Raw genomic sequence first — 19,141 nt, 5'->3', positions numbered from 1 at the left:
CGTCCAAGACCGATCGGGTGGCCGGCGATACCGCCCGGGTATCGCTCCTGGCAGCCCCGGCTAGGCTGGCGCAATGGAGACGCGTGAACTGCGGTACTTCGTCGCGGTCGCCGAGGAACTGCACTTCGGCAGGGCCGCGCAACGACTCGGCATCGCCCAACCCCCGTTGAGCAGGGCGATCGCCCAGCTCGAACGACGGCTGGGTGCCACGCTCCTGAACCGTGACAGCCGCGGTGTCGCGCTCACCGCGGCCGGGACGGTGCTCCTCCAGGAGGCGGGAGCGGCACTGGACGCGGTCGAGGCCGCCGAGCGTCGAACCCGTCGGGCCGCCCTCGCCACGACCGGTCGCCCCGCCGTCGTCCTCGCCGCGAAAGCGGGTGCCTCCGGCGAGCTCCTGGCGAAGATCCTGGCCGCCTACGCCGCCGAACCCGGTGCCGTCCGCGTGGACGTCATCCTGTGCGGGCCGGGGGAGCAGGCCCGTGTACTGCACGACGGCCGGGCCGACGTGGCGATCCTGCACCGGCCGTTCGACGACACGGCCGGCTTCGACACCGAGGACCTGCGCACGGAGCGCCAGATCGTGATCCTTCCGGCGGGCCATCCTCTCAGCACCCGCCCCCACCTCCGCCTCGACGAGATCACCGACCTGTCCGACCTGCCCCTGCCTCGCTGGCCGCGACCCGACGGAACCTTTGCGGACGGCCCGGGCCCGCAGATACGCGACCACACCCAGCTCACCCAACTCGTCGCGCTCGGCCGGGCGTGCGCGATCGTCCCTGAGTCGGCATGCGCCGGCCTCGGCGAGGACCTCACCGCCGTACCGGTCCCCGACGCCCCGCACGTCACCACCGTCATCGCCTGGCCCCCGCACAGCCGCTCGCCGGAGGTCGCGGGCCTGGTCCGGGCCGCTGTCATGCTGTGACCTGAAACGCGGCACTTTGCGTTCAAGTAGTACCTGCAAGCAATGTGCAGCAAGCTGGATGCTGTGGCTGAGAACAACCGATCGGGATGGCACCGCATACGTACGTCGATGACCCGCAAGGAGTGGGTCGGTGTCGGAGGGATGGCGGCGTTCATCCTGACGCTGCACGTCATCGGCTGGTTCACGCTGGTCGTGATCGTCGCTCCGGAGAACTACAGCCTGGGCACCAAGACCTTCGGCATCGGTATCGGTATCACCGCGTACACGCTGGGTATGCGGCACGCCTTCGACGCGGACCACATCGCGGCGATCGACAACACCACCCGGAAGCTGATGAACGACGGGCAGCGTCCGCTGTCCGTCGGCTTCTGGTTCTCCCTCGGTCATTCCAGCATTGTCTTCGCACTCGCCTTCCTGCTCTCGTTCGGCGTCAAGGCCCTGGCAGGTCCGGTGCAGAACGGCGACTCCGAGCTGCACGGCGTCACCGGCTGGATCGGCACCACCGTCTCCGGGGTCTTCCTCTACGTCATCGCGATCATCAATCTGCTCATCATGGCGGGGATCTGGAAAGTCTTCCGCGAGATGCGCTCCGGCCACTACGACGAGGCCGCGCTGGAGGAACAGCTCGACAAGCGGGGCTTCATGAACCGCATCCTCGGCCGTCTCATGAAGTCGATCACCAAGCCCTGGCAGATGTACCCACTGGGCCTGCTCTTCGGCCTCGGCTTCGACACCGCCACCGAGATCGCGCTGCTGGTCCTGGCCGGCTCGGGCGCGGCCTCCGGGCTGCCCTGGTACGCGATTCTCTGCCTGCCGGTCCTGTTCGCGGCCGGGATGTCGCTCCTGGACACGATCGACGGATCATTCATGAACTTCGCGTACGGCTGGGCCTTCTCCAAGCCGGTCCGCAAGGTCTACTACAACCTCACGATCACCGGCCTGTCCGTCGCGGTCGCCCTGATCATCGGAACCGTCGAACTCCTCGGCCTCTTCGCCGAGAAGGCCGGCCTGCACGGTGTCTTCTGGGACTGGATCTCCGGCCTCGACCTGAACATCATCGGCTACGTCATCGTCGGCCTGTTCTTCGCCACCTGGACCGTCGCCCTGCTGGTGTGGAAGTTCGGGCGGATCGAGGAGAAGTGGACGGCGGACCTCGCGCAACCGGCCGAACAGGAAGCCGAGTAGGGCAACTTCGGCGGCACGGCGCACCGGGTTCCCTCTTGCCGACGAGGGAACCCGGTGTGGTCAGGCTCCCGCTTGAAGGCGGAGGCCCGTCAACGTCAGCTCCAGTGCGGAGCGGAACTGGTCGACGTCGTCGTGGCCGTCGAACTCGTCGACGATCTCGTGCACGAAGGGGAATTCCTCGGGGTCGAGCCTCCGCCACGCCTCGGCGTAGCGGCCGAGGAACTCGTCGCGGTTCACGGCGCCGTCGAGGACCTCCTGGGGCGGCTCCTGTCCCATGTCGACGGCGGAGCCGACGACGACCCCCACGATCGCGGACACGGCGTGAAACCGCTGGTGCGCGGTGAGATTCAGGCGAAGAGTCTGCCGGCCGAGCCTCTCGTACAGATACAGGGAGTTGCTCTGGTCGTTCGCGTTGCGCATGAAGTAGGCGCCCAGCCAGGGCCGGTCCACGATCGCGTCGAACAGGGTCACGGCCATGCCGCGAAGGTCGTCGATCGGGTCGTCGCTGCTCGGGAGTTTCTCCACGTCGGCCAGCACCGTGCCCATCACGTGGTCGGTGGCGCGGTCGAGCAGTTCGTCCTTGCTCGCGACGTACCAGTAGATGCTGGCGACGCCGCCGCCGAGGCGCTGTGCGAGCGCCCGGAAGGTCAGCGCCGACGCGCCGGCCTCGTCGAGCAGGGCCACCGTCTCGGTGAGCACGGACTCCATCGAGTGCGAGGCCCGTCGACGTCCCGCGCTTGAGCGGTCTTGCAGGCGTGCCATGGCTTCCATCCCGTCGCGTCTTGCGTCGTATCGAACGTTGTTCTATCGTAGCGCATCGTACGTTGTTCGATAGCCGAACGACGTTCGATCGAGAGGACCGTGTTGACCACCGCCACGCTTCAACCTCCGTCACGCAGCACCTACCCGTCCCTAGGCGCGGCGTGGATTCCCCTGGCTGCCCTCTGCCTGGCCTTCTTCGTCGAGATGGTCGACAACACGTTGCTGTCGATCGCGCTGCCCACGATCGGTCGCGACCTCGGCAGCGGCACAACCGCGCTGCAGTGGGTCACCGGCGCGTACTCGCTGACCTTCGGCGGCCTGTTGCTCACCGCCGGGTCGATGGCCGACCGGCTCGGCCGCCGCCGGGTGCTGCTGATCGGACTCGCGGTGTTCGGCTCGCTGAGCCTGTGCGTCGTCCTGGTCACCACAGCCGGCGAACTCATCGCCCTGCGCGCCGCACTCGGCATAGCCGCCGCGGCCATGGCCCCGATCACGAACTCGCTGGTCTTCCGCCTGTTCGACGACAAGGCCCTGCGGATGCGTGCCATGACGGTGATGATCGTCGTCGGCATGTCCGGCTTCGTTCTCGGGCCGTTGCTCGGCGGTACCGCGCTCGCCCACGTGCGGTGGGAGTGGCTGCTGGTGGTCAACGCCCCGATCGCGCTGATCGCGTGTATCGGAGTCCGCCTCGGCGTGCCGGCCGACCGGCCGGAGGACCTGACCAAAGACGCGCTCGACGTGCCGGGCGCCGTCCTGAGCGTCAGTGCCATCGGGCTCGCCTGCTACTCGCTGACCAGCGGTGTCGAGCACGGCTGGCTCTCCGCGATCACCATCGCGTCGATCGCGGGCGCCGTCGTGGCGGCGCTGGCGTTCATACGGCACGAGCGGCGCAGCGCGGCACCCATGCTTGATCTGGGTCTCTTCACGAACGGCACCGTCCGCGGCGCCGCCATCGCGCAGATCGGCACGTCCATCGCGATGGCCAGTGTGATGTTCGGACTGATCCTGCACTTCCAGTACGCCTACGGCTGGAGCCCGGTGCGGGCCGGGCTCGCCAACCTGCCGATCATCGTGACCATGCTCGCCGCGACTCCCCTGTCCGAGTGGCTCGGACGCCGGTTCGGCCACCGCATCGCCTGCCTGGTGGGTGCGGCCTGCCTGGCCGGCTCGCTGGCAGGTCTCTCCTGGGGGGTCGACCACGGATACGCCGCCATCGCCGTCTGCATGGTGCTCATGACCGTGGGGCTGCGCACCGTCATGACGATCTGCGCGGTCGCCCTCGTCGACGCGATGCCGAGCAACCGCACCTCCATCGGTGCCGCGCTCAACGACACCGCACAGGAGGTCGGTTCCAGCGTCGGTACCGCAGTCGTCGGCACCCTGATCGCGGCCTTGGTCACCACCCAGCTCCCCGCCGGAACCTGGAGCAGCGACCTCGTCGCGTCGTTCTTCCACGGCGAACGGATCACCTACGCCGTTCTCGCGGTCGTCGTCGGACTGATCGCGGCCACCGGCGCCCTGAGCCTCACCGACTCCCACACCGTCGAGGAGGCCGACGTCGAGGAAGCCGCCTGAGGGCGGGGGCGGCGAGGGTGTGACGGCACGACGCGGTCATCCCGCAGGCAGGCTCACGACGAATCTGGCCCCTGCGGCGTTGCGGTGATCGAATCGCAGGTCTCCGTCGGCGGAGCGGGCGAGGCGTCGGGCCAGCGGCAGTCCCAGGCCCGCGCCGGTGTGTCCGTCGGCGGTGTCGGCGCGGCGGCCGGGTTCGAAGAGGTGGGGGACGAACGGGGGCGGCACGCCGGGTCCGTCGTCGGTCACGTCGATCCGTACGCCGTCGGATGCCTCGTGCAGGTGGACGGTGACGCGGGTGCGGGCGTAGCGGCACGCGTTGGCGAGGAGCGGGCTGACGATGCGTTCGAGGAGAGCGGGTGAGACACCGATCGTCGGGCACGACCCCTCTACGGCGATCGTCAAGTGAGCGGGCGGGTACGAGGTTTCGGCGAGTCGGCGCAGTGCGATGAGGGGGTCGGCCGTGCCCGGAGTGGCGGTCGCGCCGTCGCGGACGTCGTCCAGGAGGGTGTCGCAGATCGTTCGCATGGACCTGGCGGCATCGGTGATGACCTGGTGGGTGGCGCGGGTTTGATCGGCGGTGCGGGGGCGGCTCTGCCACCAGTCGAGCTCGGCGATGATGCGGCTCAGCGGGGTGCGGAGTTCGTGCGACAGCTCCCCGGTGAGCTGCTGTTCGTGACGCAGGAGCGTGCGAATGCGGTCGAGCAGGGAGTCCAGTGACGTGCCGAGGCGCGTGAGTTCGGCGGGGTGCCCCTCACTGCCGAAGCGTTCCGCCGAGGCCACGGCGCCCCACTGGGCGGCCTGGTCGGTCATCGCGCGGACGGGGCGGAGTGCGCGTCCGACGGCCAGCCGCGTGAGCGCGTAGGTGGAGGCGAGCATGACGGCGTCCAGAGCGAGCGAGCCGAGGAGCAGGGTGTCGGCCGAACTTCGGTACGGGGAGAGGTCCAGGGCGGTGATCACTGTCGCCTCGGCGCGTCCCCCGGCTACCGGGAGCGCGCACAGCCGGAACGGCCTGTGGGAGGTGGTGGTGACACAGAGCCGGTCCCCGTGTGACGCCAGTCGGTCCGCGACGTGGGTCAGCGGGCTTGCCGTGCCCGGCGGTGCCTCCAGCAGGTGGGGGCCCGCGTAGATCCACACGTTGGTGTCCAGCAGGTTGTCGTGGGACGACTCCACGACGCGCACGGTTGTGCCACTCGTGTCGACCGTCGTGGCGACTGCCGCCGCTCGCGTCCGCAGTTCGTCGTCCGCCTGGTGCTGAAGGCGCTGCTGAGCCACGGCGTTGAAGACCAGCGTGAGGACTGCCATCAGCAGTGCGGCCGTGGTGAGAGCGACCAGCGACAACCTGCCCCGCAGCGTTCGGGGTGTCAGAAGGCGCAGCAGCTCGCGCGCCGCACCCCTCGGTGCGTGGCTCGGCCCTCTCATGACAGGTGATGCCCGACGCCGCGGGCCGTGCCGATCGTCCGGTCGCTGCCCGCCGCGCGCAGTTTGCGGCGGAGCCTCGTCAGGTACTGGTCGAGTGTGTTGTCGTGGACCTGGGCGCCCTCGGGCCAGGCCGCCCGGACGAGTTCGCGTCGCCGGACGATGCCGCCTGCAGCGGCTATGAGGGCGGCCAGGATGCGGAACTCGGTCGGTGTCAGTTCGACCCGGGCGCCGTGGACGGTCGCCTCGTGGCGGACCGCGTCCAGGATCAGGTCGCCCGCGGTCGCCGGCGCCGCCGGAGCGGCGCGCTTGATGGCCGCTCGCAGACGGGCCGCCAGTTCGGCGAGGTGGAACGGCTTCGGCAGATAGTCGTCGCCTCCGGCGGAGAATCCGGCCAGCCGGTCGGGCAGCCGGTGACGGGCGGTCAGGAAGATGACGGGGGAGATGAACCCGTTGGCCCGCATCGCCTGGCACACATCTCTGCCGTCGGCGTCGGGCAGACCGACGTCGAGAACCGCGGCGGCGACGTCGTCCGTGGCCAGCCGCAGGGCAGTGGCACCGTCCGGCGCGGGGACCGTGTGGAAGTCCTCCTCGCGCAGTCCGCGCATCAGAACGTCACGCAGGGCGTGATCGTCCTCCACGATCAGGATGGTGTGAGGCATGGCCCTCCCTCCGCGATGGTTCTGTGACGGTCGAACCGGGGGTCAGCCGATCGGGGAGCCACCGGGCGGCCGCACCCAGGCACAGGCCCAGCCACCCCAGGGCGAACAGCCAGCCGCCGACGACATCGGTGAACCAGTGGACTCCGAGATAGATCCGCGTGAGCCCGACCAGGGCACCCCAGATTCCGATGGCGACGGCCATGAGGGTTCTGCCGGGAGGTCTGCGGATGTATACGGCGATGACGAGCAGACCGGCGGCGAGGGCGGCCGTGGTGGTGTGACCGGAAGGGAAAGCCCACCCCGAGGCATGTGTTTCCCAGACGTCACTCGGAGGCCGGGGCCGCGCGACGATCGCCATCAACCCGTATCGCAGGGCCTGCCCGACCCCCAGACAGGCGACGCTGATGGAGACGCCCACCATTCGCTGCCGACTCGTGCGTCCTGCGACCACACCTGCCAGCACGGTCAGCGCGTAGGGAACGAGTCCGGTTCCCGTGTCGGTGATCAAGCGGGCGAGGGCCACCGACACGTCCGGCCGGTGGTGGACGGACCAGGAGAGCAGGCCGCTGTCCCAGAGCAGGGGCGCGCCGTCATGCCCCACGACGACCATGGTCAGCACACCGAAGGCGACCCAGGCACCCAGGCCGCAGCTTCCGGCTGCCTCGGCCACGGCGCCGCGCTTCATGACGCCACCACCAGAGGTCGCAGGGGTGTGGCCATGACGCGGTGCGCGAGGGACTCGGGCAACCGCCGCAGCGCGTACATGGCGAGGAGTGCCACGAGCGAACCCACCAGAAGACCGGCCACCGCGTCGTGCGGGTAGTGCACACCGACCCAGACCCGAGCCGCGGCCATCGCGAAGGCGGCGGCCACGGCGATGGCGCCGAGACGGCGGCCGACGAAGAGCAGGGCCACGGCCGCCGCGGCGGCGATGGCGGCGTGGTTGCTGGGGAAGGACCAGTCGCCGGGCGCCGGACACGCCTCCAGCGTGCTCACCTTCAGTCCTCGGCAGGGTCGGTCCTCGCGCACCAGTGACTTCAGCGCCAGGTCGATCCCGAAGGCGAGGACGACGACGAGCGGCACGGCGAGCGCCCGCACCGCGGCGGCTGGGCTCACGCGCCGAGCCCCCCGCCAGCCGATGCCCATCAGGACGGCGAACAGAACGAGTCCGTACGTCGACCAGGCGGACACGGCGGCGTCCAGCCACGAGGGAGAGTCCCGGGCGAGATCCACCACGTCGGTGTAGGCGGAGCCGTCGATCGAGGAGCCGCCGAACGCCAGGATCATCCGTTGGACTCCCGGGTCTTCGCTGCGCGGCGCGAGCGGACCACCTCGGACGCGAGCGGGATCAACGACACGACCACGATCACCGCGACGATGGGCAGCAGGTAGCGGTCCACGTTCGGTACGGAGGAGCCCAGCGCATAGCCCGCCAGGACGAGCCCCACGCTCCACACGAGTCCGCCGACCACCTGCCACAGGGTGAAGGTCCGCACCGGCACTCCCAGGGCGCCGGCCATCGGGTTCAGCACCGTACGCACCACCGGGACGAAGCGGGCCAGCATGATCGCCTTCGCGTAGCCATACCGTTCGAGCAGTTCCTGCGCCCGGCTCGCGCCCTCGTGGAGCCGCGTCGAGCGGCTGCGCTCGAGCAGGGCGCCGCCCGCTCTTCTGCCCAGGACATATCCGCACTGGGAGCCGGCCAGGGCGCCGACCACGGCGGCTACGAGCAGCGGAGCGAGGGACAACTGAAGGCCCCGGTCCGCGCTGCCGGTGCACAGCAGGCCCGCGGTGAACAGCAGCGAGTCGCCCGGCAGGAAGAACCCGATCAGCAGCCCGGTCTCGGCGAACAGGACCACGCCCACGCCGATCACGCCGAACGCGGCGAGCAACGATTTCGCGTCGAGCACGTTGACAGCCAGCTGGGAGGCCAAGTCCGTGATCATGTTCGGGAGCCCTTCGATTCCTTCGGCCGCCGGGCGTGACGAGGCGACGCCGACAGGTGACTACAGTTCCGTAGACGGTCTACTAAACTGTAGACGATGTCGAGGAACGAGAAGTTCCCCGCGCCGGGGAGTCGCTGCTTCAGCACGGCGGTGCGCTCACGGCCGGAGGGCCCGGACGGGTTGAGACCGGGCGACGATCCGGCTCGCCGCCGTCTTCTGCAGCAGCCCGTAGGCGAGGACCGGCAGCAGGAGGTGCGGCTTCCCCGGCAGCGACGTCGTGATCAGGACCGCGCTCGCGCTGCTGTTGTTCATGCCGCAGGCGAGCGTCAGCGACGAGGCCATGCCCGCCTCGAGCCGTAGGCCCCGCGCCGCGATCCGCCCCAGTGCGAACGAGAGCCCGCAGATCAGGGCGGCCACGCCGAGGGAGGCGGCGATCAGCAGCGGACGGGGTCGGGCGAGGACAGAACTGAGCGCGCCACTGGCGTTGACGTAGGTCAGCGCCAGTGAACCGGCCAGCGCGGCGGGCACGACCGTCCCGAGGACGCGGCGGTGCCACCGCGCAGGCAGGACGAGTGAGCCGACCAGGCCGACGACGCAGGGCAGCACGACCGAGGTGAGCGCGAAACCGCCCTGTGCCACACGGTCGGAGGCGGCGAGCGCATGGGGGTATCCACCGCTGAGCAGAGGCGTCAACGTCCTGAGGAGGAATGGCGTGGTGAGCGGACTGGCAAGCGTGGAGAGCAGGACAAGGCCCACCATGGCCGACTGATCGCCGTCGCCTTTGTCGGTCCACACGGTCGCTCCGGCGGCGACGGGCATCGCCACCGTGAGGATCATCGCGGTGAGCAGGCCGCTGCCGCCGTCGGAGTCGGGCGTGTACCGCAGCAGGTGGGCGACGAAGGGGACGACCGCCAGCGGAATCGTGAGGTGCAGAGCGAGCCCCGCGACCAGAACCCTCGGCCGCCGCACCAGGTGGCCGAGGGCGCGCGGAGGTACCTGGAGCCCGGCGGAGAACAGCACGAGACAGAGGAGCAACGGCCCCATGTTCAGCGTCAGGTGTGCCGTGGGCAGGGGATGCGGTTCACCGAGCCACACCCCGGGCCGAGGTACGAGCAGCGCGGCGACGTAGGCGAGAACGACAGCGCGGCCGAGCCGGGCGCGCAGCCAGGTCGCGGCTCGTTCCGTGAGGGGACGGTCGGTGGTGCGGCGTACGGCGATCGGAGGGGGCAAAGGAGTCTTCCTCCGTCAAGAGATCGGGGCGGGACGGAGGTCCGCCATGCGTGGCCGCGAGGTGTGCATGGGCTCATGCTGTCCGGTCAGCGCGCGCCGGGGCCGAAGACGCCACCGGCGGTCAGGCTGCGTTCAGGAACACGCTGACGTCGTCACGAGCGAAGCCGCCACAGGATTTGGCCCCGGTTCACGAGCGCCCCAGGCCGAGTCCCCACGTCGGGCGGCCCCTCCGGACGGTCTTCGAGGCGACGTCCGGAACCGCCGGGAGACCGTCCCGTCTCAGCCCGGATTCGGCCGCGCGAGGCCCAGGTCGTACGCGAAGATCACCGCCTGGATCCGGTCGCGGACCTCGATCTTGGCGAGGACGCGGCCGACGTGCGTCTTGACCGTGGACTCCGACAGGACGAAGTTCGTCGCGATCTCGCCGTTGCTCCACCCCTTGCCGATGGCCACGAGGATCTCCCGTTCCCGTTCGGTCAGAGAAGCGAGCTTCCGTGCCTGGTCGGAGCTGCTGTTGCCCGAGGGCAGGTGCTGGGTGAACTCGTCCAGGAGACGGCGCGTCAGAGCCGGGGCGATCACGGCGTCACCGGCGGCGACAGCGCGGATGCCGGCCAGGAGTTCCTCGGGGCGCGCGTCCTTCAGGAGGAATCCGCTGGCTCCGGCCCGCAGGGCGGCGTGAACGTACTCGTCCAGGTCGAACGTGGTCAGCACGAGGACACGGGAGCGTCCACCGGACGCCACGACGCGGCGGGTTGCCTCGATGCCGTCCATGCCGGGCATACGGACGTCCATCAGCACCACGTCGGGCCGCAACTCGGCTGCCCTGCGCACGGCTTCCGTGCCGTTGGCGGCCTCGCCGATCACCTCGGTCTCGGCGACCGAGTCGAGCAGCATACGGAAGCCGAAGCGCTGAAGCGGCTGGTCGTCCACGATGAGCACGGTGGTCACCGGGCACCGCCCTGGGGTGTCAGGTCGAGGGTCGCTTCCACTGTCCATCCTCCGTCGCTCGCCGGCCCGGCGTCGACCGTGCCTCCGTAGAGCGCCACGCGTTCGCGCATGCCCGCCAGCCCGTGTCCCTCGTCGTCCGGCGTCGCGATGTGCTCCGCCGAGCCGTTGTCCTCGACCCGGACGACCAGCCAGGTGTCCCGGACCATCAGGGACAGGTCGACACGGGTGCCCGTTCCGGCGTGCTTCAGCACGTTCGTCAGGGCTTCCTGGACGATACGGTAGGCGGTCAGCTGCACCCCTTTGTCCATGGCGTCCGTGTCGCCAACCGTCCGGTAGACGACCTCGAGACCGGCCGCGCGCACCGACTCGCACAGCTCGTCGATCTCGGCGACGCCGGGCTGCGGGCGCAGTTGAAGAGCCTCGGACGTGCCCTCGCCCGCGTCACGCAGCACACCGAGCACCCTCCGGAGCTCTCCGAGCGCGGTCCGCCCCGTGTCGCCGATGAGCAGCAGCGCCTCCTTGCCCCGCTCGGGAGCCGCGTCCGAGGCGTACGCGCCCGCGTCCGCGAGAGTGATCATGACGGACAGGTTGTGTCCGACGATGTCGTGCATCTCGCGCGCCACCCGGGCCCGTTCTCCCGCGGCTGCCAGTCTGCTGCGCTGATCACGTTCGATCTCCAGTCGCGCCGCCCGCTCCCGGAGGCCCGCGAGCTGGGCCCTGCGGATCCGCACCATCAGCCCGAGGGTCACGGCCGCGGTGGCCGTGCTCAGCAGGAAGAACAGCGCGTCCCAGACGGACACCACCGACCTGACGCGCACGGCCACCAGCACCATCGCCACCGCCATGACCCCGCAGGCCCACGGCAGTTGGCGCAGCCGACCGTGCAGCGCCAGGCTGTACACGGCGATGAAGAGAGCGACGTCCGCGCGCAGCGCCGCACCCAGCGCCCACTGGACGACGAACACCGTGACGATGACCCCGAAGGCCTCCAGCGGCCTGCGGCGGCGCCACAGCAAGGGCAGCACCAGCCCCGCCTGGAGGGCCAGCGCACCCGCTGTCGGGAGGGACATGAACGCCAGACGGAACCGCCGCGGTCCGTCGCCGTCACCGTCCCCGTCGGCGTGCAGCAGGTCGGGCAGACAGAACAGGAGGAAGACCAGCAGCACGACCGCGGTGTCCAGCACCCACGGGTGCGCGCGGTCGGCCTCACGCAACCGCTGACCGCCCCGGGAGAGCCGGGCGGTCAGCGGTCCCATCCCGCCGAGTTCGTCGATGTCTGCCACGCTGCTCACCTGCCTATGGTGCCGGGCGTCAGACGTCGCTGCGCACCAGGCGGTACGCCGCGCCGGCGAGCGCGAGCGCGGTCCAGCCGAGGAAGACCACCAGACCGGCCGTCGGTGACAGGGCGGTGCTGTCGTGGGTCAGGGCGAACATCGACTCGCCCGCGTTGCTCGGCAGGTAGGGGCCGATGTCGTCCCGCCAGGAGCTGGGGAGCAGGGAGATCAGTCCCGGAATCAGCATCAGGGCCGCGACGAGCACGGAGATGCCGCCCGCCACCGAGCGCAGCAGCGCGCCCAACGCCGTACCGATCACGCCGACCAGGCCGAGGTAGAGCCCCGCGCCCAGCAGGCTCCGCAGAACTCCCGGGTGGGAGAGCCCCATGGCCGCGGGCGTGCCCGAGACGATCCCGCTGCCGATCAGGAAGGCGACGAACCCGCCGACCGTGGCGACCAGCAGGGCGACGAGCCCGAACACGGCGGCCTTCGACCACAGCACGGGAAGCCTGCGCGGCACGGCCGCCAGTGTCGAACGGATCATGCCGGTGGAGTACTCGCCCGCCGTGACCAGCACACCCAGGACGCCGAGCGCCAACTGGGCGAAGTTGGTGCCGAACAGGGAGAGGCTCACCGCCGTCGAATCGGCGAAGTCCGGATCCATGTGAGCGGACCCGATTCCGGACTTGTAGCGGCTCGACGCGATCAGCCCGAACGCGACGAGGAACAGCAGGCCGAGGCCGAGCGTGATCCACGTAGAGCGCAGTGACCACAGCTTGGCCCACTCGGAGGACAGGACGCGCCGCCCCGTGACCCGGTACGCCGGACGGGCGACGGGAGGAGCGCTTCTGGGCGTCTCCGTCGTCTCGGTGAAGGTGCTCATGCCGGCCCCCCGAGGGACGCGAGCATGTCGGCTCCCGTGGACCCGTGGTATTCCACGGACTCTTTGGTCAGTTCCATGAACGCCTCCTCCAGTGAAACCGCCCGAGGGCTCAGCTCGAACAGCGGAATGCCGTGCTCGGCAGCCGTCAGCCCGATGTCGCGGGCGCTGAGGCCGGTGACCTGAAGCTCCTCGGAGCCGATGCGACCGGTGATGTCCACACCCGGACCCGCCAGCACGTCCCGCAGCCGCGACGGGTCCTGCGTGACGACCTTGACGGTGTCGCCTCCGGCGTCGCGAATGAGTTCGCTCACCGAGGTGTCGGCCAGCAGCCGGCCGCGTCCGACGATGATGAGGTGGTCCGCGACCAGGGCCATCTCACTCATGAGGTGGGACGACACGAACACGGTTCTGCCCTCGCCCGCGAGCGTGGTGAGCAGGTTGCGGATCCACAGCACGCCCTCGGGGTCGAGGCCGTTGACCGGCTCGTCCAGCATGATCGTCTGCGGGTCGCCGAGCAGGGCGGCGGCGATACCGAGCCGCTGGCCCATGCCCAATGAGAACGCTCCGGCGCGCTTCTTCGCCACCGTGCCCAGGCCGGCGAGTTCGATGACCTCGTCGACGCGGCGGCGAGGGATTCCGTGGGTCAGCGCGAGCGCCCTCAGATGGTTGTGGGCCGAACGGCCCGGATGGATCGACTTCGCCTCCAGGAGGGCACCGACCTCCTGGAGCGGAGCCCGGTGCTGGGCGTAGTGGCTGCCGTTCACCTTGACCGAGCCGCCCGTGGGGGCGTCCAGTCCGACGATCATCCGCATGGTCGTCGACTTGCCGGCGCCGTTGGGACCGAGGAAGCCGGTCACGGTCCCGGGCTTGACGACGAAGTCCAGATGGTCGACGGCTGTCTTCTCGCCGTACCTCTTGGTCAGCTGGTGTGCGTCGATCATTCGCGCCCTTCCTCTCGGACTCCTGGCGTTCGTCGCATCCGACGCCTCACCGACCACGCTAAGGTCCGATTCGCGCAGTTCGGTGGTACCGCGGGCCCGAACCGCCAGCGCCGAGCGGTACCGCGGTACTAGGGAATCCGGCGGCCGGGACCAGCCACCGGCCAGGTGAGGGCGGCGGCAGGCCGCGGCCGCGCTGTCGGCTCCCCTCCGCGCTGACCGGTGTGTGCCGCGGAACCCCGACGCGCGTTTCCGGAGAGCGGCCACGCGTTCAGGAAGCGTTCAGGCACGCGCGGGCAGGGTCGGAGGACGGCGGCCGTCTTCAGGCAGAAGCAGGGCCGCCGCCCCGAGTGACCGCGTCGGCGGCCGGGGCCGGACTCCCACGGATGCGGACGCGCCTCGGCCACCGTCACCGTAGATCCCGTGAAACGCAGAGAGAATCCCTATGAAGATCACGTTCCTGATCCACAACGTCTACGGGATCGGCGGAACCATCCGCACCACCCTCAACCTCGCCGGCGCTCTGGCGGACCGGCACGAGGTGACCGTCGTCTCCATGCTGCGGCACCGCACGCGCCCCCGGTTCGCGATCGACCCCCGGATCACCGTCGTGCCCCTGGTCGACATCCGCCCGGACGCGGCCGACACGAGGGACCCGCTGTACCAGCAGCCCGCCGATGTCTTCCCGGCCGCCGAGGGACGGTACAAGCAGTACAGCCGCCTCACCGACCGTCGGGCCGAGGAGTACCTGCGCGGCTGCGACGCGGACGTCGTCATCGGCACCCGCCCCGGCATCAACGTCTACCTGTCCCGCTTCGGCTCACCTCGCGCCCTGCGGATCGCCCAGGAACACCTCACCCACGACACCCACAACAAGAAGCTGCGAGCCCAGCTGGCGCGCCACTACCGCGCCCTGGACGCCGTGGTCACCACGACCGAGGCGGACGCCGCCGTCTACCGGTCGAAGATGCGTCTGCCCGGGGTGCGGATCCTCGCCATACCCAACGGAGTTCCCGAACCCGACGTCCCGCGCACGGACGGCACGCCCAAGGTCATCGCCGCGGCCGGCCGGCTGGTGCGTGCCAAGAGGTTCGACCTGCTCATCGAGGCGTTCTCGACGGTCGCCGTCAAGCATCCGGACTGGAGTCTGCGCCTCTACGGCACAGGCGCCGACCGCGAACGACTGCAACGGCTGATCGACGACCGGGACCTGGGCGGCCGGGCGACGCTGATGGGTGTCGTGTCACCGATCGAGACGGCGTTCACCCAGGCGTCCATCGTCGCCAGCGCCTCGGACGCCGAGTCCTTCGGCATGACCCTGGTCGAGGCGATGCGCTGCGGGGTGCCGGTGGTCGCCACCGACTGTCCCCTCGGCCCGGCTGAGATCATCCAGGACGGCGTCGACGGCCTGCTCGTCCCGATGAACGACGAACGCGCCCTCGCCGCCGCACTGCTGGACCTGATAGCCGACCCGGCGGCCCGAACCCGCATGGGTGCGGCGGCCCTGACCTCGGCCCGCCGCTTCGATCCCGCCGCGCTGTCGCTCACCTACGACGAGCTCTTCACCGGTCTCGCCGTCACCCGCCGGGCCCGCGCCTGGCAGCGCGGACAGGCTGTGTGGCGAGGCCGCGCGGGCCGGGCTCTGCGCCTGCTCCGTCGCTGAGACCGCCGCCTCACGGGGTCCGGGCCCGGCAGGTGCGCGACGAGGATGCCCCCCCCGCGCGGCAGTCAGGATGCGTTCAGGTGACCGCTGGCACGGTGGCCTTCATGACCTACGAAATCTCAGAGACACCAGAGGCCGAGCGGAGCGCCGGCGACACCCGGCGAGCACCCCGGCTGCGCTGGAACAAGGTGCCCGAAGTCACCGCGTACTTCTGGATCATCAAGGTGCTGTGCACGACGGTCGGCGAGACCGCGGCCGACCTCCTCAACGAGAAGGCGGGCCTGGGCCTCACAGGAGTATCCCTCCTGATGAGCGCGTTGCTGGCGGCCGTTCTGGTGGTCCAGTTCCGTACGAAGGCCTACAGCGCCGGGGTGTACTGGCTGGCCGTGGCCCTCATCAGCGTCGTCGGAACGCTGATCAGCGACAACCTCACCGACAACCTGGGCGTCCCGCTGGAGACCAGCACCACGGTCTTCGCGCTGGCCCTCGCGGTCGTCTTCGTCGTCTGGTACCGGCGCGAGGGAACGCTGTCGATCCACAGCATCGACACCACCGGCCGTGAGGCCTACTACTGGCTCGCGGTCCTGTTCACCTTCGCCCTGGGAACGGCGGCGGGCGACCTCGTCGCCGAGCGCATGAACCTCGGATACTGGATCTCCGCGCTCCTGTTCGCCCTGGCCATCGGCGCCGTGGCACTGGCCCACTTCACCCTGGGGCTGAACGCTGTCTGGAGCTTCTGGATCGCGTACGTCCTCACCCGGCCGCTCGGCGCCTCGATGGGGGACTACCTGTCGCAGCCGACCGGCGATGGAGGCCTCGGCCTCGGCACCGTGGTGACCAGCGTGCTGTTCCTGTCCGTCATCCTCGGCATGGTCGTGTACCTCGCGGTGACCCGCAAGGACGTGCTGGAGACGCGGGACGGAGCCGTCGTACGCCGAGCGAGCTGAGTTCCGCCCGTGCCGAACCGACGGTCACGCTTCGTTCCCCAGGCAAACGAACTCGTGGGCGGGAACGACGGGTTCGCCGGGCGTGGGATCGATGGCTCCGATCCTGACGGCCACTGTCGCCACCGCGATCGGGGTGTTCGCCGCCCTTGGGCGCATCAAACGCCAACGGTGCGCGGGAGGGACCTTCTTGGCGGGTAGCTCGAACGTGGCCAGCTCGACCCAGCGGTCGTAGTTGGTCTGGTGGCAACGCACCGGCGCCCCGCAGTGCCGGCACCTACGAGGCTCGATCCATTCCACGTCATCCGGGTCGAACTTGGATTCCGGTGCTGCCGTGGCGCCCTCGTTCAGGGCAAGCTCGTTGGCGACCTTGTTCCAGCACCTGTCGCAGAGTTCGGCGGACAGGCGAATGATCCGTCCCCTCTCATGAACGTCGGGCCCGTGCGAGGAGCACAACAGGAACTCAGGCAGACCGACACTGTTGAGAACCGCCATTTTCCGAGTGTGAGTGCCCGGTACACCAGGGAAGAAGGGCGTCTTTCGGCCTTGTTCGGCGAAGTCGCACTTCACAACGCCAATCGGTGCACAGGCGCCCCTTCGGCATCAGACCAGTACTCACCCCCGTGCATCGATCCCGAGCTCGCCCAGCCCGCCGCCGCGAACCAGCGGCGGCGGTCCCCGGGGCTCGGCAAGGTCTCACTGCCCGTCACAGCACTCCGGCCCACCCCGTCGCCCCGGCGGAAGCATGTGATTTCTTGATCAGGGATAGCCGAGGGCCGCTCATCGCGTCGTGAGGGATGCCAAGAAGGGGAGGGCCGATGAAGGCGTCGAATCACGACGAGTTCCGGGAGTTCGTAGCGATGCGCTCCACCGCGCTGCTGCGGCTCGCGGTGCTGCTCACGGGCGGGGACCGGCATGCCGCCGAGGATCTGCTGCAGATCGCGCTGATGAAGGCATACGGGCGCTGGACGCACATCGAACAGCCCGAGGCGTAAGTCAGACAGGTCCTGTACCGCCAGCAGGTGAGCCGCTGGCGGCTTCGCCGGCACCGTGCCGAGACGACGGTGCCGGTACCGCCCGACTCCGGCGCGGAGATGGACGCGGAGTCGGACTCCGCGCTGCGCATCGTGCTGTGGGAGGCGCTCGGCCGCCTGTCGAAGCGACAGCGGGCCGTGCTCGTCCTGCGCTATTTCGAAGACCTGCCGGAAGCCGAGGTCGCGGCACTCCTGCGCTGCCCGGTCGGCACCGTGCGCAGCACGGCGCACCGCTCACTCGCCAAGCTCAGGGCCCTTGTCCCCGAGCTCGCGCCCGAAGGACACGCGGAACAGGCCGGCGCGCTCAGCTACGTTGCGAAGGGGATCCAGGGATGACGACGGAGCAGGTGGAGCAGAAGGTCCGCGAGACGTTGCACGCGGTCGCCGTGGACCAAGTGCGGGCGCCCGGCGATCTGGTCGAGAAGGGGCTGCGGCGGCGAAGCCGACGCCGCTTCTCCCAGGGTGCGGGCGCGGCGGTGGCGGTGACCGCGATCGCCGTGGGGGCGGTGTTCGGTATCGGAGGCGGTGGCACGGGCGACTCGGACCGGCCGGTGAGGCCCGCCGTGTCGCCGCACGGCTGGAAGCCTTGGCACACCGCCGCGACGGGCGCCGGCGAGCGAGGCTGCATGGTCGACGGGGCGTCTCTGTACTGCAGTGGGTCCAAGTACGACGCCGCCAAGTTCGACGCCAACACCGGAGCGCGGCTCTGGACCGTCAAGGTCAACCGTGAGGGCGGTGGGATCGACCACCCCTTCGCCATGCGCGACGGCGTGGTCTACGCCTACCGCAACCACACCGCGGACAACCTGCCGAGCGGGGACTACATGGGCGGTACCGATCTGATGGCGGTCAACACCGCCGACGGAAAGGTGCTGTGGAAGGTCCGGATGCCGCAGGACGACCGTACGGACCAGGCCGCCATGCTGATCGACGGCGCGGTCCTCGCCAACACCCCGTCGCTGCGCACGATGTCGGCCCTCGATCCGTTGACCGGCAAGGAGAAGTGGCGGCACACGTGGGGCAAGGGAATCGTCTGCCAGAGAGGCGTACTGGACGGATCGCCCTACCTCCTGTGCACCCCGGACACCGAGAAGCCGCATGACACCGACGTCTTCCGTCTCGACTCCGCCACGGGAGTCGCCCGGAAGGTCACGACGGTTCCCGGGAGGCAGCAGCTCATGGGGACCTCGGGCAACCGGCTGGTCCTCCTCGGCGCGCAGGACCCGGCCGGCAAGAACGTTCAGCTCACCACGGTCACCGGCTCGGGGAAGCAGAGCACGCACCCTCATCCGATCAAGGGATCGTTGGCCAACTCGGACGTCGTGGGCGATCGGCTGATCTCCGTGTCCTGGAGCGGCAAGGCCTCGGCCTACTCGCTGACCACGGGCAGGACCCTGTGGAGCAGCCCGGTGGGAGTCAAGATGCCCAGCAAGGACACGATGACGGGGATCGCCTCACCCGTGGTGTCGGCGAGTCAGGGCGTCGTGTACTTCCTCGGCCCGTCCGGCGACCTGTCGGGCCTCGATCTGCGCACGGGCAAGCAGGTCTGGCGCACCCACGTCGACACCGGCAAGCAGGGACCCGGCTTCAGCAGCACACCGCAGATCCTGCTCTACGAGGACGCGTTGATCGCTCGGGTCGACAGCAGGATCGTCTCCTTGCTGCCGCGGACCGGCGGCTGACCTCAGGTGCGTCGGGCCGGAGCGACTGTCCTTGCCCCGGCCCGACGCGCCGGCGCCGTGAGAGTGCTGCGGGCGTC

The 19,141-nt window shown here is 69.9% G+C and carries 18 protein-coding genes and 1 pseudogene; 7 read left to right on the top strand and 12 right to left on the bottom strand.

The features are described 5' to 3' along the window. Positions 1-73: 73 nt before the first annotated feature. Both ABZT74_RS20935 and ABZT74_RS20930 read left to right on the top strand, forming a co-directional pair. Complete coding sequence (locus tag ABZT74_RS20935) at positions 74-922, top strand: LysR family transcriptional regulator (protein ID WP_356436950.1); 849 nt, start codon at positions 74-76, stop codon at positions 920-922. 108 nt (positions 923-1,030) lie between these two features. Next, entirely contained in the window at positions 1,031-2,107 is a 1,077-nt protein-coding gene (locus tag ABZT74_RS20930) for a HoxN/HupN/NixA family nickel/cobalt transporter (protein WP_356437098.1), read from the top strand. Between the two features lie 60 nt (positions 2,108-2,167). Here the strand turns inward: ABZT74_RS20930 and ABZT74_RS20925 are convergent, their stop codons facing one another. After that, positions 2,168-2,815 carry a helix-turn-helix domain-containing protein gene (locus ABZT74_RS20925; RefSeq protein WP_355878017.1) on the bottom strand — a complete coding sequence of 216 codons (648 nt, stop codon included), beginning with the start codon at positions 2,813-2,815 and terminating at the stop codon, positions 2,168-2,170. A gap of 156 nt (positions 2,816-2,971) precedes the next feature. On the opposite strand from ABZT74_RS20925, the gene ABZT74_RS20920 reads away from it, so the two are divergent. Next, positions 2,972-4,444 (top strand): MFS transporter, encoded by a 1,473-nt coding sequence (locus ABZT74_RS20920; RefSeq protein WP_356436947.1) that lies wholly within the window; start codon positions 2,972-2,974, stop codon positions 4,442-4,444. Positions 4,445-4,480: 36 nt separating this feature from the next. Here ABZT74_RS20920 and ABZT74_RS20915 read toward each other — a convergent pair whose 3' ends face one another. The 10 genes from ABZT74_RS20915 to ABZT74_RS20870 all read right to left on the bottom strand — a co-directional run bounded on the left by ABZT74_RS20915 (position 4,481) and on the right by ABZT74_RS20870 (position 13,744). After that, on the bottom strand, positions 4,481-5,863 hold the full coding sequence (locus ABZT74_RS20915) for a HAMP domain-containing sensor histidine kinase (RefSeq protein WP_356436944.1): 1,383 nt from the start codon (positions 5,861-5,863) through the stop codon (positions 4,481-4,483). Further along, positions 5,860-6,522 carry a response regulator transcription factor gene (locus ABZT74_RS20910; RefSeq protein ID WP_356436941.1) on the bottom strand — a complete coding sequence of 221 codons (663 nt, stop codon included), beginning with the start codon at positions 6,520-6,522 and terminating at the stop codon, positions 5,860-5,862. The genes ABZT74_RS20915 and ABZT74_RS20910 overlap by 4 nt, the downstream gene beginning before the upstream one ends. After that, positions 6,476-7,207 (bottom strand): phosphatase PAP2 family protein, encoded by a 732-nt coding sequence (locus ABZT74_RS20905; protein ID WP_356436938.1) that lies wholly within the window; start codon positions 7,205-7,207, stop codon positions 6,476-6,478. The genes ABZT74_RS20910 and ABZT74_RS20905 overlap by 47 nt, the downstream gene beginning before the upstream one ends. Then, a complete protein-coding gene (locus ABZT74_RS20900) occupies positions 7,204-7,809 on the bottom strand; it encodes a phosphatase PAP2 family protein (RefSeq protein WP_356436935.1) in 606 nt (201 codons plus the stop codon). The genes ABZT74_RS20905 and ABZT74_RS20900 overlap by 4 nt, the downstream gene beginning before the upstream one ends. Then, positions 7,806-8,468, bottom strand: a complete 663-nt coding sequence (locus ABZT74_RS20895; protein WP_356436932.1) for a DedA family protein — start codon at positions 8,466-8,468, stop codon at positions 7,806-7,808. The genes ABZT74_RS20900 and ABZT74_RS20895 overlap by 4 nt, the downstream gene beginning before the upstream one ends. A gap of 156 nt (positions 8,469-8,624) precedes the next feature. Continuing rightward, positions 8,625-9,698 carry a sodium-dependent transporter gene (locus ABZT74_RS20890; protein ID WP_356436929.1) on the bottom strand — a complete coding sequence of 358 codons (1,074 nt, stop codon included), beginning with the start codon at positions 9,696-9,698 and terminating at the stop codon, positions 8,625-8,627. 279 nt (positions 9,699-9,977) lie between these two features. Further along, positions 9,978-10,646, bottom strand: coding sequence for a response regulator transcription factor (locus ABZT74_RS20885; RefSeq protein WP_356436926.1), 669 nt, complete (start codon positions 10,644-10,646; stop codon positions 9,978-9,980). After that, positions 10,643-11,902, bottom strand: coding sequence for a histidine kinase (locus ABZT74_RS20880; protein WP_356437095.1), 1,260 nt, complete (start codon positions 11,900-11,902; stop codon positions 10,643-10,645). Before ABZT74_RS20880 ends, ABZT74_RS20885 begins: the two co-directional genes overlap by 4 nt. Before the next feature lie 55 nt (positions 11,903-11,957). Beyond that, complete coding sequence (locus ABZT74_RS20875; RefSeq protein WP_356436923.1) at positions 11,958-12,803, bottom strand: ABC transporter permease; 846 nt, start codon at positions 12,801-12,803, stop codon at positions 11,958-11,960. Continuing rightward, entirely contained in the window at positions 12,800-13,744 is a 945-nt protein-coding gene (locus ABZT74_RS20870; protein ID WP_356436920.1) for an ATP-binding cassette domain-containing protein, read from the bottom strand. Before ABZT74_RS20870 ends, ABZT74_RS20875 begins: the two co-directional genes overlap by 4 nt. Before the next feature lie 442 nt (positions 13,745-14,186). On the opposite strand from ABZT74_RS20870, the gene ABZT74_RS20865 reads away from it, so the two are divergent. Beyond that, on the top strand, positions 14,187-15,404 hold the full coding sequence (locus ABZT74_RS20865) for a glycosyltransferase family 4 protein (protein ID WP_356436917.1): 1,218 nt from the start codon (positions 14,187-14,189) through the stop codon (positions 15,402-15,404). Between the two features lie 104 nt (positions 15,405-15,508). Beyond that, a complete protein-coding gene (locus ABZT74_RS20860; protein WP_356436914.1) occupies positions 15,509-16,351 on the top strand; it encodes a hypothetical protein in 843 nt (280 codons plus the stop codon). A 24-nt stretch (positions 16,352-16,375) separates the two neighbouring features. Here the strand turns inward: ABZT74_RS20860 and ABZT74_RS20855 are convergent, their stop codons facing one another. After that, positions 16,376-16,843 carry a DUF6083 domain-containing protein gene (locus ABZT74_RS20855; RefSeq protein WP_356436911.1) on the bottom strand — a complete coding sequence of 156 codons (468 nt, stop codon included), beginning with the start codon at positions 16,841-16,843 and terminating at the stop codon, positions 16,376-16,378. Between the two features lie 323 nt (positions 16,844-17,166). On the opposite strand from ABZT74_RS20855, the pseudogene ABZT74_RS20850 reads away from it, so the two are divergent. Together ABZT74_RS20850 and ABZT74_RS20845 are read left to right on the top strand one after the other, a co-directional pair. Continuing rightward, a pseudogene (locus ABZT74_RS20850) lies at positions 17,167-17,718 on the top strand (SigE family RNA polymerase sigma factor). Further along, entirely contained in the window at positions 17,715-19,064 is a 1,350-nt protein-coding gene (locus tag ABZT74_RS20845; protein ID WP_356436908.1) for a PQQ-binding-like beta-propeller repeat protein, read from the top strand. Before ABZT74_RS20850 ends, ABZT74_RS20845 begins: the two are co-directional and overlap by 4 nt. Positions 19,065-19,141 lie beyond the last annotated feature (77 nt).

The organism is Streptomyces sp. NPDC005302, assembly GCF_040607345.1.
Classification (GTDB): Bacteria; Actinomycetota; Actinomycetes; order Streptomycetales; family Streptomycetaceae; genus Streptomyces.
The sequence above is the reverse complement of the archived record's forward strand: the minus strand, read 5'-3'. Positions and strand labels throughout refer to the sequence as shown.

Coding starts and splice junctions, on each gene's coding strand:
- ABZT74_RS20935 (WP_356436950.1), top strand. CDS start 74: ATGGAGACGCGTGAACTGCGGTACTTCGTCGCGGTCGCCGAGGAACTG.
- ABZT74_RS20930 (WP_356437098.1), top strand. CDS start 1,031: ATGACCCGCAAGGAGTGGGTCGGTGTCGGAGGGATGGCGGCGTTCATC.
- ABZT74_RS20925 (WP_355878017.1), bottom strand. CDS start 2,815: ATGGAGTCCGTGCTCACCGAGACGGTGGCCCTGCTCGACGAGGCCGGC.
- ABZT74_RS20915 (WP_356436944.1), bottom strand. CDS start 5,863: ATGAGAGGGCCGAGCCACGCACCGAGGGGTGCGGCGCGCGAGCTGCTG.
- ABZT74_RS20910 (WP_356436941.1), bottom strand. CDS start 6,522: ATGCCTCACACCATCCTGATCGTGGAGGACGATCACGCCCTGCGTGAC.
- ABZT74_RS20905 (WP_356436938.1), bottom strand. CDS start 7,207: ATGAAGCGCGGCGCCGTGGCCGAGGCAGCCGGAAGCTGCGGCCTGGGT.
- ABZT74_RS20900 (WP_356436935.1), bottom strand. CDS start 7,809: ATGATCCTGGCGTTCGGCGGCTCCTCGATCGACGGCTCCGCCTACACC.
- ABZT74_RS20895 (WP_356436932.1), bottom strand. CDS start 8,468: ATGATCACGGACTTGGCCTCCCAGCTGGCTGTCAACGTGCTCGACGCG.
- ABZT74_RS20880 (WP_356437095.1), bottom strand. CDS start 11,902: ATGGGACCGCTGACCGCCCGGCTCTCCCGGGGCGGTCAGCGGTTGCGT.
- ABZT74_RS20875 (WP_356436923.1), bottom strand. CDS start 12,803: ATGAGCACCTTCACCGAGACGACGGAGACGCCCAGAAGCGCTCCTCCC.
- ABZT74_RS20870 (WP_356436920.1), bottom strand. CDS start 13,744: ATGATCGACGCACACCAGCTGACCAAGAGGTACGGCGAGAAGACAGCC.
- ABZT74_RS20865 (WP_356436917.1), top strand. CDS start 14,187: ATGAAGATCACGTTCCTGATCCACAACGTCTACGGGATCGGCGGAACC.
- ABZT74_RS20860 (WP_356436914.1), top strand. CDS start 15,509: ATGACCTACGAAATCTCAGAGACACCAGAGGCCGAGCGGAGCGCCGGC.
- ABZT74_RS20855 (WP_356436911.1), bottom strand. CDS start 16,843: ATGGCGGTTCTCAACAGTGTCGGTCTGCCTGAGTTCCTGTTGTGCTCC.
- ABZT74_RS20845 (WP_356436908.1), top strand. CDS start 17,715: ATGACGACGGAGCAGGTGGAGCAGAAGGTCCGCGAGACGTTGCACGCG.